The sequence below is a fragment of the Epilithonimonas hungarica genome (genome assembly GCF_900102265.1).
GTDB lineage: Bacteria > Bacteroidota > Bacteroidia > Flavobacteriales > Weeksellaceae > Epilithonimonas > Epilithonimonas hungarica.
The window spans coordinates 390,845-405,743 of sequence record NZ_FNBH01000004.1 but is presented as its reverse complement, the minus strand read 5'-3'; the positions used below and the strand labels follow the sequence as shown (position 1 = coordinate 405,743).

Annotated in this window: 11 protein-coding genes; 3 read left to right on the top strand and 8 right to left on the bottom strand. The window is 34.7% G+C overall.

The window, feature by feature from the left end; translation table 11 throughout:
* Positions 1 to 170: 170 nt before the first annotated feature.
* The 3 genes from BLT30_RS16590 to BLT30_RS16580 all read left to right on the top strand — a co-directional run bounded on the left by BLT30_RS16590 (position 171) and on the right by BLT30_RS16580 (position 4,968).
* Positions 171 to 1,097 (top strand): tyrosine-type recombinase/integrase, encoded by a 927-nt coding sequence (locus tag BLT30_RS16590; RefSeq protein ID WP_089874679.1) that lies wholly within the window; start codon positions 171 to 173, stop codon positions 1,095 to 1,097.
* A gap of 94 nt (positions 1,098 to 1,191) precedes the next feature.
* Positions 1,192 to 2,076: a restriction endonuclease gene (locus BLT30_RS16585; RefSeq protein ID WP_089874678.1), complete on the top strand. Its 885-nt coding sequence runs from the start codon at positions 1,192 to 1,194 to the stop codon at positions 2,074 to 2,076.
* Positions 2,077 to 2,100: 24 nt separating this feature from the next.
* On the top strand, positions 2,101 to 4,968 hold the full coding sequence (locus BLT30_RS16580) for a type I restriction endonuclease subunit R (protein ID WP_089874677.1): 2,868 nt from the start codon (positions 2,101 to 2,103) through the stop codon (positions 4,966 to 4,968).
* Between the two features lie 198 nt (positions 4,969 to 5,166).
* Here BLT30_RS16580 and BLT30_RS16575 read toward each other — a convergent pair whose 3' ends face one another.
* From BLT30_RS16575 to BLT30_RS16540, 8 genes are all read right to left on the bottom strand, one after another.
* Positions 5,167 to 6,936 (bottom strand): CocE/NonD family hydrolase, encoded by a 1,770-nt coding sequence (locus BLT30_RS16575; protein WP_245707199.1) that lies wholly within the window; start codon positions 6,934 to 6,936, stop codon positions 5,167 to 5,169.
* A gap of 75 nt (positions 6,937 to 7,011) precedes the next feature.
* Complete coding sequence (locus BLT30_RS16570) at positions 7,012 to 7,992, bottom strand: serine hydrolase domain-containing protein (RefSeq protein WP_175487221.1); 981 nt, start codon at positions 7,990 to 7,992, stop codon at positions 7,012 to 7,014.
* A 122-nt stretch (positions 7,993 to 8,114) separates the two neighbouring features.
* Positions 8,115 to 9,455 (bottom strand): S41 family peptidase, encoded by a 1,341-nt coding sequence (locus tag BLT30_RS16565; protein WP_089874675.1) that lies wholly within the window; start codon positions 9,453 to 9,455, stop codon positions 8,115 to 8,117.
* 44 nt (positions 9,456 to 9,499) lie between these two features.
* Entirely contained in the window at positions 9,500 to 10,018 is a 519-nt protein-coding gene (locus BLT30_RS16560; RefSeq protein ID WP_089874674.1) for a hypothetical protein, read from the bottom strand.
* A gap of 174 nt (positions 10,019 to 10,192) precedes the next feature.
* Complete coding sequence (locus BLT30_RS16555) at positions 10,193 to 11,665, bottom strand: S41 family peptidase (protein ID WP_175487220.1); 1,473 nt, start codon at positions 11,663 to 11,665, stop codon at positions 10,193 to 10,195.
* 49 nt (positions 11,666 to 11,714) lie between these two features.
* The gene (locus BLT30_RS16550; protein WP_175487219.1) at positions 11,715 to 13,238 is read right to left on the bottom strand and encodes a serine hydrolase; all 1,524 of its coding nucleotides are present in this window, start codon (positions 13,236 to 13,238) and stop codon (positions 11,715 to 11,717) included.
* Positions 13,239 to 13,255: 17 nt separating this feature from the next.
* A complete protein-coding gene (locus BLT30_RS16545) occupies positions 13,256 to 13,942 on the bottom strand; it encodes a CPBP family intramembrane glutamic endopeptidase (protein WP_089874671.1) in 687 nt (228 codons plus the stop codon).
* A 173-nt stretch (positions 13,943 to 14,115) separates the two neighbouring features.
* Positions 14,116 to 14,703 (bottom strand): Crp/Fnr family transcriptional regulator, encoded by a 588-nt coding sequence (locus tag BLT30_RS16540; RefSeq protein ID WP_089874670.1) that lies wholly within the window; start codon positions 14,701 to 14,703, stop codon positions 14,116 to 14,118.
* Between the last annotated feature and the right edge of the window lie 196 nt (positions 14,704 to 14,899).

Genomic DNA, 14,899 nt, shown 5'->3' with positions numbered 1-14,899 from the left:
GCAGCATTCATACCGTACATAACATTTGTTGCTACTTCCCCCAACTTCTTAGTTTCCCACTCCTCCGTAAATTCAGGAAATCTCAAATTGGGAACCTTAGTTCCAAATCTATCTGGGGGATAAAGTGTCCTTAATTGCTTTCCTTTGAGATTTTAAAAAATTAAATTATAATGAATGAACAAAAACAACTCTCAGAAGTTATCGATCTATGGAAAATAGACAAAAAACAGTATGTGAAAAAGTCGAGTTTCTCAGCTTATACGCTATTAATTGAAAATCATCTACTACCTAATTTCGGAAACAAAATTGCGATTGAGGAAGCTGATGTTCAAAGCTTTGTTTTTCAAAAATTGGAAACGGGTTTAAGTCATAAAACAATTAAGGATATTCTAATTGTTCTGAAAATGATTTTAAAATTCGGAGCTAAAAACAAATGGTTGAAATATACCCCTTTTGATATTCAGTTTCCTACTGAACGAGAAAAACACAATATTGAAGTGCTTACCAAGACTGATCAGAAAAAAATAATGAACTACATACAAGAGCATTTTACATTTAGGAATTTAGGTGTATATATATGTTTAAGTGCAGGAATGCGTATTGGGGAAGTATGTGCATTAACTTGGGAAGATATTGATACCGATAACGGAATTATCAGTGTTAACAGAACCATTCAGCGGATTTATGTTATAGAAGATGGAATTCGTAAAACAGAATTGATTCTGGACACACCTAAAACCAAAAATTCTATTCGTGAAATTCCGATAAGTAAAGACCTATTACGGATATTGAAACCTTTTAAAAAGATAGTCAATCCATCATTCTTTGTATTGACAAACGATGCTAAACCTACTGAGCCAAGAACCTACAGAAGCTATTACAAAAATTTAATGAAAGAATTAAAAATGCCTGAACTTAAATTTCACGGGTTAAGACATAGTTTCGCAACCCGATGTATTGAAAGTAATTGCGATTATAAAACGGTAAGTGTACTATTAGGGCATTCCAACATCAGCACCACGTTAAATCTTTATGTACATCCTAATATGGAACAAAAGAAGAAAGCTATTGAGCAAATGTTTAAGGCATTAAGGTAGTTAAGAGTTGATAATTATGAGTTATGAGTACATTTTTTGCTATATTTGTTCAGTACGAAAGTTAGTGTCATAGCTCATAATTTCTAATTTATAAATGCATCAAGAACTGCCTAAATTCCATGAAACTTTTAATCCGATTCTGGACATTCTATCAAATGGAGAAATAATTCATACAAGGGTGATGCAAAAGAGGGTGATTGAAAAGTATTACGCTCATCTACCCAAAGAACTTCTTGAAGAAACTACAAAATCTGGAGAGAACTTAATCAATAATAGAATTGCTTGGGGAAAATCTTATCTTAAGAAAGGTGGATATATTCATTATCCCTCAAGAGGAAATGTACAAATTACGGAAAAAGGGGTTGCTCAGAAAACACATTTAAGTTTAAATAACTTAGAGCAGGAAAGTTCTTTGATGGATTTTTATCAAACTGAAAATGATAAAAAATCAACAGAAATAAAGAAAATATCGAATGCTTCTCCGCAGGATTTAATTGATGAAGGCTTTAGCCAAATTGAGAGAGAAACAAAGAACGAGCTTCTTGAAAAGCTGAAAGAGATCGATCCTTATTATTTTGAAAAAGTTATTTTGATTCTGTTAAAGAAAATGGGATACGGAGATTTTATTGAAACTACAAAATCTTCTGATGGAGGAATTGACGGAGTTATAAATGAAGATAAACTTGGATTGGATAAAATCTATATTCAGGCAAAAAGATTTACAGAAAATAAAGTCCGTGAAAAAGACATAAGAAATTTCATTGGGGCAATGAGCGGTGATACCAACAAAGGTGTTTTTGTGACGACTTCTTTATTTGATAAAGGTGCAGAAGAAAAGGCTAAAAATGCACATCACAAAATCATCTTGATAGATGGTAATAAGTTAGTTGATTTAATGCATGAATATAATGTTGGTGTACAAATAAAAGCAACTTATGAAGTAAAACATTTAGACGAAGATTTCTTTGTAGAGCAATAATCCTACGAAACCTAATACTGAGTAATGAGCAAACAGTCCGAACAAATTTTAGAAGAGCAACTTGTTACCCAATTACAAAAATTGGGATATAAATACGCTTTTATTGCTGATGAAAAAGCTTTGCTGGCAAACCTGAAAACACAATTAGAAAAGCACAATCATATACAATTTAGCGATAGTGAATTTGAAAAAGTACTAAACATTCTCAATAAAGGATCTGTCTTTGAAAAAGCAAAAATACTTCGTGAGAAAAAGCACCATATCCTTCGGGATAATGGTGATAACCTCTATTTTGAATTTCTCAATGTAGAACATTGGTGTCAGAACGAATATCAAGTGACCAATCAAATCACGCAAGAAGGGAAATATGAAAACCGTTATGATGTAACCTTACTGGTGAATGGGTTGCCTTTGGTGCAAATCGAGCTGAAGCGAAGAGGCTTGGAAATGAAAGAAGCATTCAACCAAATCAACCGCTATCAAAAACATAGCTTTGGTGCTGGAAAAGGATTGTTTCATTTTGTACAGTTATTCGTAATCAGTAACGGTGTAAACACCAAATATTTCAGTAATTTCGGTTCACACAAACAGGAATTTTTGCAGACATTCCATTGGACAGACGAACAAAATAATCCATTAAATAATATTTTAAATGGCTTTACCGATTCTTTTTTGGAACCTTGTCATATCAGTAAAATGATCTGTAAATACATCGTTCTGAATGAAACCGATAAACGTCTGATGGTACTTCGCCCATACCAATATTATGCGGTAGAAAGTATTATCAAAAAGGTAAAAGAAAACGAAATACTGAATGGCTATAATATCGAAAAAAATGGCTACATCTGGCATACAACTGGAAGTGGTAAAACCTTAACTAGTTTCAAAGCCAGTCAGATTCTATCCAAAATTCCAGCTATCAAAAAAGTGGTTTTTGTGGTAGATAGAAAAGATTTGGATTATCAAACCAACCAAGAGTATGATAAATTTAGTAAGGGCTCGGTAAGTTCTGCTACTAATACGGATGACCTTATTCGTAAATTAAACGACCCGAATGTTCGCATCATCGTTACCACCATTCAAAAGCTAAATAATGCAATTTCAGGTAGAAACTTATCAAAAATGAAATCCATTCAGCAAGAAAGGATGGTTTTTATCTTTGACGAATGCCATCGTTCGCAATTTGGTGATACCCACAAAAACATCGTCAATTATTTTACCAATATTCAACTATTTGGCTTTACAGGTACACCTATTTTGGCAGAGAATGCAGATGGAGAAAAAACAACAGCTAGTTTGTTTGGAAAATGTCTGCACAAATATGTAATTACAGATGCTATACGTGACGAGAATGTATTGAAGTTTTCGGTAGAATATATTCAGACTTTCAAACAGAAAGAGCATATCATTGATTTAAAAGTAGAGCAAATTAACGAAACGGAAGTTTTTGAAGCGCCTGAACGAAAGGAAGCCATTGTAGATTACATCATTCAATACCACGATCAGAAAACGCAAAACAGGAAATTTTGTGCAATGATGTGTGTACATGATATTGATTCGGTCATTCAATACTATGAAATTTTCAAGCGTAAAAAACAAGAGGGACAGCACGATTTAAAAATAGCAACTATTTTTAGTTTTGCTCAGAACGAAGAGGAAATGGAAGATGCTATTTATTCCCACTTAGGAATGGTTGCCGAACCACAAGCAGCATACGGATACAAGCCTCATCGTAGAGAATTATTAGAAACTTATGTGGAAGACTTTAATGAACTATTTGGAGAGAAACAGAACGTAAAAGATACCGAAGGATTTTACAATTATTACAATGCGGTAGCCAAAAAATCAAAGCAAAACGAGACAGATATTTTATTGGTAGCCAATATGTTTTTGACAGGATTCGATAGTAAGTATTTAAACACCTTATACGTTGATAAAAATCTGAAATATCATGGATTGATACAAGCATTTAGCCGTACAAATCGTATCTTGGATAAGAATAAAACACAGGGAAATATTGTATGTTTCCGAAACCTTAAAGACAAGACAGACGAAGCCATCGCTTTATTTAGCAATAAAGAAGCAATTGACGAGATTATTGTAGAACCATACGAAGCGTATGTAGAAAAGTTCAATGAAGCCGCACAGAAACTATTAGAAATCGTTCCGCAAGTAGTATCTGTTGATGGCTTATATTCGGAAGAAGATCAGCTACAATTTATTTTGGCTTTCCGTGCCATGATGCGTTTGCACAAGAAAATGAGCCACTACACAGAATTTACTTGGGATGATTTACAGATGGAAGAACAGCTTTTTGCAGATTACACCAGTAAATATTTGGATTTAAAGGAAAGACTTGATCCTACTGACCCGTCTAAAAAAGCGTCTATTCTCAATGATATAGATTTTGAATTGGAATTGATAAGGCGTGATACGATCAATGTAACTTACATACTTCAGTTATTGATTAAATTCAAGTCGAAACATAGTGCAAAAGACAAAGAAAGTATTGAAAAAGACATATTCAATTTACTGAACACCGAAGTATCATTAAGAAGCAAAAGGGAATTAATTGAAAAATTTATTCAGGAAAGTTTACCACATATTGAAGATACGGATACCATTCCTGAGGAGTTTGAAAAATTCTGGACTGTAGAGCAAGAAAAGGCTCTTCAGGAACTAGTCAATACAGAAAATCTTTCCGAAGAAAAAACAGAAAGACTTATAGAGAATTATTTGTTTACAGAACGTGAACCTTTGCGAAAAGAAATTTTAGATTTACGGAAAGAAGGAAGACCAAGTGTATTAAAATCTAAGGAAATCGGAGATCGTATTCTAAATAAAATCATAGGTTTCGTAGATACTTTTGTTAATGGAATATCAGGAAATTAATGTTTTATTCTAGTAGGTATTAATAAGAATCAAAAATATTTAAGAGTGATAAATATAAGGATAGGTTTTAATTTTCCTATCCTTATATTTTTGTATATTTGCCTTGAGCTAACGGAAGTACGTTGAAAAGCAAAGCAGTAAGCACCGTTACCAAATCGTTACCTGACTTTTTTGATAATCTTTATAAAAGCTTAGTATTCAACCGATATAGCTTTTTCCTGAAAACTTTAAAATAGGAATCTCAACAAAACTATCGTTAAACCACTGGATGATCAAAGGTTCTTTTGCATCGGCAATGGTTTCGGTGGTTACTGCTTTTCCGCTTCCGTAATTCAGTTCTGAGAAAGGGTTTTTGTTGACATTCAGAACAATGACCAATCGACTTCCTTTCTGTAGCTGCTTGCTGATCAGGTGAATATTCTCAAAAGTGATAGTTTCTTTTTTACCAGGAATTAATAATTGTCTTTTAGTATTGTCCCTGGTATAACTTGCCCTTCCGATATAGTAAGAAAGGTGAAAATATTTTCCTTCGGGTGTGAGTTCGTAAAGAGTTAGCCCCAGATCTACGTCTTTTTTGTTGATGCTCAGTTTTATATTTCCGAGAAATGATCCGTTCACAATCATAGCATCCAAAGGTTCACTTGTAAAAACATAACCATTACCGGCTACACTTTCCCGAATAATGGGATCGGGATAATAATCATTATTGCTGCTTGTACGGTCTGCAAGATCTACTTTCTGAATTAAATATTTATTGGGTTCAGGTTTATTTTGGCTCAGCAAATATCCGTTATCTCTGATTTTAACAGAACTTAAATAAAATTTCAAATAACTGTTATGCATCGCCTCCAATGAAGCGGCACTTCGCCATTCATCTGTTCCCATAACCTGATAATTAATCTTATCTTTCAGAAAAGCTGGTTTTTCTGCATCTTTGAGAATATAATCTAACCATTGATAAGTGTATTCCTTGATTGGAAATAATGCGTTTTTACTAACTGTATATCCGTTGATCACTTCCTGCCCTCCCATTTGTGTTCCGAAATGGCCGTAAGGACCAATCACCAGATAAGTCGGTGTCTGGGGACTGTATTTATTGAGCTCGCGCAAGTAGTAAATCCCTGAATTCTGGGAATCATTGTAATAACCATCGAATGCTAAGACAGGAATATTAATCTTGGCAAAATCTTTTTTATACGGAGCCATATTTTGCCAATATGTATCAAATGCAGGATGACTAATCCAACGTTGAAAAAGTCGATTCGGTGTACCATCAATACTATCCATTTTATTATAGGCTGCTCCGGTTTCCCACCATTTGAACATCATATCCCGAAATCTCTTTCTGTCATCACCCGTCTTGTTATCCAGATATTTGTTATTGCCAACATAAAAAGACCATTCATAATTGGGATTGATAAAGATATTATTTTCCATAGGAAGTCCCATTCCGGGGCGATTGGCAACATAAGGGACAATCGTTTTCAGTGCAGGATGAAGATTTTTAGCTGCCGCCCATTGTGTGAAGCCATTGTAGCTTCCTCCGTACATTCCTATTTTACCATTACACCATGGCTGCCTGCTGATCCAGTCGATAACATCATAAGCATCTTTTCCGTCAGTTTCATACGGATAGATTTCAGATTTGCTGAAGCGCTTCCCCCTTGTATAGGCCATAACACCAACATATCCTCTATCTGCAGCTTCTTTAAGCGACTGCATATCCCGTCCCTGATCCCGCACATAGATTGTAAATTGTAACACTACAGGTCTCGGAACACTATCATTTTTTTTGCGCACGACCATTGCAGAGATCTCTGCACCATCTCTTGTACGGATCATCACACTATCCTGAATATTGTATATACTTTCCTTTTCCTGTTGGCTGCCCCATAATGTTTGTTGGGCCTGTATTGAAAAGAATGACAGCCATACAAGAGTAAAAGCCAACATCATTTTATTTAACATATTTATTTTTTTGAGTTGAAAATCTATTAACAGTTTACAGATTGCTATTTAATTTTCATTTTATTCCGACACCTGTTACTTCAAAGTTTTTTTTATGTTGTTCAGAAAATCAAATACAGGAAAAGCATCCCCCTGATTGGTCAATGCAATGATAGTATTGCCGTTTTTCAGATCTCTCCAGAACAGGCTTCTGAAACCCGCCAATCCACCCGTATGTTGGGCAATCATCGTCCCGGCAGCTCTCTCGATAAACCAGCCTGAACCATATTCAGAATGGGTACCGTCTTCCAAAATGGGTTTCTCATACAGTAATTTGGTGCTTTCTTCTGATAATAATTGATTGTTTCTTAAAGCTCTGTCAAATTTATAAAGGTCTTCTGCCGTAGCATAAATGCCTCCGTCTCCTGTCGTAAGAATATAATAATCATCCATTTTTTTATCCTTGTTATACCCTATAGCTTTATCGGAAATGACTGTATTTGATTCATAAACTGTGGTATGGTTCATTTGCAGAGAGTTGAAAATATTTTCTTTCAAAAATTGGGCATAGGTCATACCGGAAATCTTTTCGATAATTAAAGACAGGATAATGTAACCAGAATTGCTATATTGAAATTTAGTTCCGGGTTTGAAAGCTAATCCATCCTGATTTTGAAGCCAATGGATAACATCATTATTAGTCAAACCTTTTTGAGTGAGCTTATTTTCATAATCCCTTATTCCTGAGGTGTGATTCAGCAATTGCTTTATGGTAATATGTTGGGCGTAGGCAGGAAGATTATCAACAAAATTTACGGCATTATTATCGAATGAAAGAAGTCCTTTTTCCACCAGTTGAAAAATGGCAATGGCAGTGAAAGATTTACTTAATGAGGCGATATAAAACGGGGTTTCTTTTTTCAGTACCGTTTTGTTATGTAAATCCCGATAGCCAAAAACAGTATCCACAATGACTTTATCATTTTGAGCAATCAATATGCTTCCATTGAATTTTCCTTTTCGGTAATAGTTTTTAATCACTTCAGCTGGAGTTTGACTCGTAGTCTGGCATCCCATTAATATTAAAAAGAAAATGAAATAAAAATGTCTCATATTATATAAATCTTTTATTTTATTGTTGATAGATTCATAAATTCGGTTTAAGGCTTTGTACAATATGTATGATATCTGGCTTCATTTTATTTTGTCCTATCGATAGTTTCCACATACCCATCATCCCAATACATTTTAATAGTGTTACATATATCGTTGCTGTCAGTTATAAACTCTACTTGATAATCAGTGTCTATCTGGAATAAATTAGCTGTTATGGCTATTGCTTTTCTTGGTTCATTACTTTTTTGATTGGTGTCCCTAAACATCAGCTGATTGCCCGAAAGCGTAACTTCAAACTCCGAAAATTGTCCTGTAAACCTGGTTGCCTCTGTTACATTGATAACTACTGCCGACGATTTTGATTTATTAAAATTGATCTGCCAATTGATTTTCCTTTTCTCATTTTCATCTTTTTCGGTCAATAGCTTTTGATTCAGGAAGTGATTTTGAGCAGTCAAAATACAATTGTTGTCTTCTGTTTTAATGTCAGGAATTACACCAACGCCCTCCCAATCAGTTTTTGTAGTCACATTTTCTCCGCGTAAATAGGGAATAAATGCTACAAAGCCATTCCCTATGCCGAAACTTCTTGTTGCATGGGCACCGCCTCGTGATGTATTGCCAATGATAACAGCCTTTTTTATACTTTGTAAAGTATAGGCAAAACTTTCGGCTGCTGAAAAGGTTCTGTTGCTGATTAGTATGTACAGAGGCATTTTTAGTTTTAAGCCGTTTGTTATTTCCTTTTTATTTTCAACATAAGAATCTGTCCATTTATTTTCGATTCTGTTATAGGTTTTCCCTGTGTACGTTTTTACAGGAAAAAAGTAACTTAGGATTTCTTCTGACATTTTACCATTACCTCCGAAATTATTTCTTAAATCAATGATCAATCCGTCAGTATGGGAAATAAACTGCATTGCTGAATGTACTGTTTTTCTTGTAGAAGGACTGGGAATAGCAAAGTTTGTAAATTCAATATAGCCCATATTTGAAGGTAGAATTTCTAACTTTTTAAAATAGAAATTTTGTTTTTCATCTTTTTTAATTTGGTCTGCTAAAATTGCATTTGAACCTTTTTTATTATCAAGGAATTTTATAATGTCTTTTTCTAATCGGGGATTATATTCAATTCGCAAATGATTGTCTTTGTTTACAGAGCGAAGTGTTTTTTGAATCTCATTGGCGAATTGGTTTGGGTCTGTGATAGAACTAAATATATTGTTTTGAGTTTGTTGCTTCAAAAAGTCTGACATCACTTTTGCCTTATCAGGGAAAACATAGTTATTGGTCAGCGAATTACAAATGCTGTTTACAACTTCTATTTTTGTTAAACTGTCAATCTTTGGCTGCTCATTATTTTGAGCAAAAAAAAGTTGTCCAATAAAAATGAATAAGCCCATCAAAATGTTTTTCTGTATCATTTACTGTCCGTTTTTAAAATCATTGATGGCTTTCTGAGCTTAGATTAATCATGCTGTTTTTTGTAAACATATTCATGTCTTTTAATCCATGTAGTTTCTCCGGAAAAAAGGACATCTTTCTGTGTGGAGAACGACGTATTGCCTAATATGTAAGTCTGTCTTATGGTTGCTTTCTTGCCATCATTTCCATCCTTGCCTTCTTTTTCGGTGATGATTCTCATATTGCCTTTAGGAAGTTTTGTCCTGGAAACTAGCTTTTCTTTACCAATGTATTGTCCATCTTTTGAAATGGTAATGGTATCGGTTTTATTAGCACTTTTTTCTTTGGGGTAAGTATGTACGAAAAGAAACTCATTGGTATTGGGAATTCTTTTTATCTCAAGTTCCGCAGACATCGTGTAAGGTTTTCCAGAGCTGTAATCCAGATAGGTTAATTGTCCTGTCCAGTTTCCTTCAACCTTCATAAAATCATTGATTAGCCGATTCGATTTTTTCTGAGCCTGGGTCAATGTTGCTATTAACAAGCAGAAACCAATAATTAGAATGTTTTTTAATTGTTTCATATTAATTTTTTTGATTAATTAATTTTACTTATATAAATCTTTCAACATTTTATCGCCTCAGAATAGGAAATAGGTTCTGTGATTTTTAGTTTATAATTAAGACAATTATCATTTCAGAACTATTACATTTCTGATTTTATAATATTAGGCTTTATCGCATATGTCTGAAATCAGTTACTTTTTATTAATTAATTGAATAGCATAATCCATTTCCACATCTTCCTTATTGATCCAATTTTCGAATGTAGTTGCTGTTTCGTGATTCGGTATCGTACCCCGGCCAAAGTTTTTATTCAGGTCGACCGCATTGGTGTATTTCTGTAAAGGTATACTAATGACAAGCCCGGTTGGAATTGTAGCCTTGCTCAACATCCCGCTTGTATTGCCTTGATAACCCCCGCCTGTCTCCTGCCCGACCACTACAGCTTTTTTGTTGTATGACATCACAGCCGTAAAATCAGCACAGGATGAAAGGCACAGACCGTTGGTTAAAAGATAGCTATTCCCCCTAAAATTCATTTTGGCAGGTTCCTGTGGTTCGTAGTAATCGAACTCTTTTGTGATCCAGGATTTTTTCCAGAGATACAGTCCGTTATTTTCTTCAGGTTTCTTGTAGAACATCTTGTTGACGCCCTTAATTTCTTTCGCGACAGCTTCTGTAACTTCGATCTTATCCCAGTATCTGAATGTCTTGTCAAAAAAGAAGGATGACAGCAAAGCCGCATTATCATCCGTTCCTCCTGTATTGTCCCGTACATCAATGATAAGATTCTTAATATTCTGCTGTTGTAAGGTCTGGAATACTTCCTTGATAAATTTCTTAAAATTCTGCCCGCTTTGCTTTATGGCTGTATCGGCAAAGGAATGAATTTTTAAAATAGCAATTCCATTTTTCACCTCGAACTCTAGTGGCAAATTATAATTCTTCTCAAGCCGTTCCAAGGAAGGAAACACACCTTTGGAAGCACCATTTAACTCGAAGGTTTGTTCAATGCCTTCTAATTTCAAAACCACTTTAAAAACTTGGGGCGCATCTATTATTTCCTGATACCAAAATGGAAACCTGTAATTCAGCAAGAGGATTTTTTCTGTTTGGTTATATCCGTTTGATGGAATAGCATCGAGCAATTTATTTAATATCACTGAAATTGGAGTTTCATTAATTGAAACCACTTCCCCACCTATCTGAATATTTTTGTTGTCTGAGTAATTTTTTGAAACCAGTACTTTATGAGTTTTAGCGTCTACAAAAAGTTCCAGCGGAAGTAGGTTATTGGAAGTATTAAGATAAGTTTTAGATTCTTCCGGCAGCTCAATTCCGGTGTGGAGGCATCCGATCTTAGCAAACAAAGGTTTCAGCTTCCTGTAATATTGGAGTTGGGTTAAAGAATCCTGAATGCTCTGTCGAGTGGAATCAATCAACAATCCAAATTTTTCTTTATCAGTATATCTGTAGAATCCGGGATGTTTTTTACTGATCTCGTCCATTAATCCTGTCGTCCATTGACGTAAGCTATCCGCCGGATACTTCCGATCAGGTTTAAGCGCCTTTGTCTGTCCAAAGACGTTCAGCGTTGAACTTATCCATATTATAATTATTAATACCGTTTTGATAGAATAATTTTCTTGTTTTGATAGATCGGTCATTGTCATACTCTATAAGATGATTGAAGCGTAATACTATCTTAGATATTTATTAATTTTTCTGCTTTTCCAGAAGTCCTTCCAGCACTTTTTTTCCATTTTTGTTATCGGGATTCAGTTCGATTGATTTCCGATACATTTTGATGGCTTCTTCTTTTTGTCCGTTGACCAAGAGTGCTTCGGCATAACTATCATAGGCATTCCAGCTGTTGGGGAACAGATCAGCATTCGTTTTGAATGTTTCAATAGCTTGTTTATAGAAATGTTTCTCAGGCAAATGATAAGGATTGTTACTTCCAATAAAATCATATCCGAGAGCATTCATTTCATTCTCACTCAGATAGTAATTAAGCGAATCTTTTTTTATGCTTTCCAAAATCTCTCTCGCTTCTGTTGCCCCTTTGTTATATAAAATATTTCCATAGATCTTGGCAATGCTTTTTTTGGGCGTATCCACTTTTTTGCCGTTTAGAAGCATCATGACCTTCGTAGCGTTTTCGTGGGCATTGAAATGAGCATTATCAAATAGGATAACAGTTTGATGTCTGTTGACGTTTCTAAGGATATTGGAACTCAAGCCCATTGCAGCTCCGCTGTGATACACCAGCTTTCCCATCGTAGAGTCTTTTTCAATTTCCCAGCCCAATCCGAACTCATCGGGATTATTTTTACCGCTATTTAATTTTACAGGGACAAATGCTTCTTCCAAGGTTTTTTGTTTTAGCAAAGTGTTATCGTAGAGTGCTTTGTCAAACTTCCATAGATCCTGAATGGTACTTACATAATCGGCAAATCCTCTAAAGCCATAGGAATGCCAGTATTCTTTCACATAAGGGATTGAATTGGATTTTGTAGGGATATCATCATACAAATGAAGATAGACATGGGGAAATGTAAAATTTTTTATTTCGGCTCTGTTGAACTGCTCCGGTAAAGGGAAAAGCACTGTTTCTTTCATGCCCGCAGGTTGAAGAATATTTTTTTTGATATAGTTTTCATAGGTTTTTCCCGATACTTTTTCCACGATAAGGGCCAGCACAAGGTAGTTGATATTATCATAATTCCCTTTTTCTCCCGGTCGGTAAACAAGTGGTTGTTTGTTTGCAACAACTCCGGGAAGAAAATCTTTGTTGGTGAAAACTTTATCAGGTCTTTCTTTTTTCTCTTTGTCAAAAAAAGCATTATAAGGCGGAAGCCCAGAGGTATGTGAAAGTAGATGTCTGATCGTTATTTCAGGATAAGGAAACTCCGGTAGATATTTTGTAACAGGGTCTGTTATTTTCAGCAAGCCTTTTTCCTTTAGCTGTAGAATAGCCGTTGCCGTAAATATTTTTGAGATACTGGCAATGGGAAAGGTAATGCCGGGCGTGTTTGGCGCTTTGGTTACGTGATCTGAAAACCCGAAAGATCTTTCATACACAATCTTATTGTTATCAACGACTAAAACATTGCCACTGAATTGTTGGTTTTCAACCAATGCATTGAAATAATCATCGATTATCTTTTCTTTTGATTGCCCGAAAGTTTTTACCAATAACAAAAGAAGAATGCTGGTTAAAAGCAGCTTTTTGTTCATATCCATAGTATTTTGTATTATTGTATATCTTGATATTTTTTGTAAGAATCATAGCGAATAAGAAAGCCTATCCAAATTGCAAGCAGGATAACAATTAAGATCAATTCTGTCTGATGAAGGCCATTTCTGAAAAAATTATTCAGCGAATGCACGCCTGTTACTGCAAAAAGCGAATGGGTTTTATCGTAGACTTTTCCTATTCCCCAGGTTCCTGCGACAATAATTCCGAAGAAAACCAGATTCTGTAAGCTCATCTCGAAATTCAGATGCCAGATAAACCAAAGAACTGCAATAATGAGAATCGAATAGATCTTGGGAAGAGGACTTAAATGTTCCTGGAGAAATCCCCGCCATCCGATCTCTTCCAAAAGACCATATAACAATACTGTAAACATTAAAATTATGGGAAAACTACCATTTTGAAAATAGTATACGAGAGATATTAAAACAGCCGGCAATATCCAGTAAACCGCAAACGGAACAAAAATATCCTTATAAGATCCCTTTAAAGAAATAGTGTTTGGGATTTTGAAAAAAACGAATACAACCAATGCCGCTACTGTTGGCCCCACACCCCTGATCAGAATCTTTAAATATTCATTATCAATAATACTTGGCAGCTCTGTTTTTACAGCCAAAAACCTAAACAAAGCAGCTATTGCATAAAATACAATGATGGCTGCAATATTAATTTTACTTTTCATAGATAGCATTTTATTACAATTCAAATCTATAAGAAAGGATTGACATTAAAATTGACTTTGGGTAAGTTCTGTTATATCCGTTTATTTGAAAACAGGGACCTCAACAAAGCTGCTGTTAAACCACTCATTATCAATGGTTATCCAACTTAAGCACAATCGATAACCTGCTTTGTTTACTTGTCAGCTATTCTTCTTCTGATACGGCTAAGACTTTCGGCAGTCAGGCCCAGGTAAGAAGCTATCACTTTGAGCGGCGTTCTCTGGAAGATCTCTGGCCGTTCTGTAATAAGTCCTATATAACGTTCTTCCGGGCTTTTCGTTAATAGATTGATCTGTTCACTTTGTTTCCTGATATATAGGATCTCCGAAATAGCTTTACCAATTCGAAGACCTGTTTCATTTGCAGAATAAAGCATATTGAGATCCTTATGATGGATAGACCATAGAATTGTATCCTCCAATGCCTCTGTTTTGATAACTGTTGGCCTCTGATTCAAAAATGAAAGATAATCGCTCATAAAATTATGCTCATAAAGTAGATTAATACACACATCTTTATTACCGTTCCACACAAAAAGGGCCACAGAACCTTTAACAATAATATTGAGATATTTTTCTACAGAATTGTAATCCTTTATGATTTCAGATCTAAAAAAATGACGAACCTGAATTTTTTCGGAAAACCGTTCCCAAATACTGATATCTGCATTATAATAAGGGTCAAATATTTTCTTGACATCTTGAGGCGATGGATTATTCATACTTTAAAGATCTGGCATCAATATTTTATTAAAATACAAAAATATAAAAGCAAAAAGGAAGTATTATATTATTCTTTCCTTCTGTAGATAGATATATTACAAGTATATTTTAAAATTATGTTGAAAATTTGATAAAAAAATAACGATGCAATTCTGCCTAATTATATATAAAAGTATTTTAAGAATTACCCCTTAA

Excerpts from the sequence above, each read along its gene's own strand:
- BLT30_RS16585 (WP_089874678.1), top strand. The coding sequence starts at position 1,192 with ATGCATCAAGAACTGCCTAAATTCCATGAAACTTTTAATCCGATTCTG.
- BLT30_RS16580 (WP_089874677.1), top strand. The coding sequence starts at position 2,101 with ATGAGCAAACAGTCCGAACAAATTTTAGAAGAGCAACTTGTTACCCAA.
- BLT30_RS16550 (WP_175487219.1), bottom strand. The coding sequence starts at position 13,238 with ATGAACAAAAAGCTGCTTTTAACCAGCATTCTTCTTTTGTTATTGGTA.
- BLT30_RS16590 (WP_089874679.1), top strand. The coding sequence starts at position 171 with ATGAATGAACAAAAACAACTCTCAGAAGTTATCGATCTATGGAAAATA.
- BLT30_RS16560 (WP_089874674.1), bottom strand. The coding sequence starts at position 10,018 with ATGAAACAATTAAAAAACATTCTAATTATTGGTTTCTGCTTGTTAATA.
- BLT30_RS16555 (WP_175487220.1), bottom strand. The coding sequence starts at position 11,665 with ATGACCGATCTATCAAAACAAGAAAATTATTCTATCAAAACGGTATTA.
- BLT30_RS16545 (WP_089874671.1), bottom strand. The coding sequence starts at position 13,942 with ATGAAAAGTAAAATTAATATTGCAGCCATCATTGTATTTTATGCAATA.
- BLT30_RS16565 (WP_089874675.1), bottom strand. The coding sequence starts at position 9,455 with ATGATACAGAAAAACATTTTGATGGGCTTATTCATTTTTATTGGACAA.
- BLT30_RS16575 (WP_245707199.1), bottom strand. The coding sequence starts at position 6,936 with ATGTTAAATAAAATGATGTTGGCTTTTACTCTTGTATGGCTGTCATTC.
- BLT30_RS16540 (WP_089874670.1), bottom strand. The coding sequence starts at position 14,703 with ATGAATAATCCATCGCCTCAAGATGTCAAGAAAATATTTGACCCTTAT.
- BLT30_RS16570 (WP_175487221.1), bottom strand. The coding sequence starts at position 7,992 with ATGGGATGCCAGACTACGAGTCAAACTCCAGCTGAAGTGATTAAAAAC.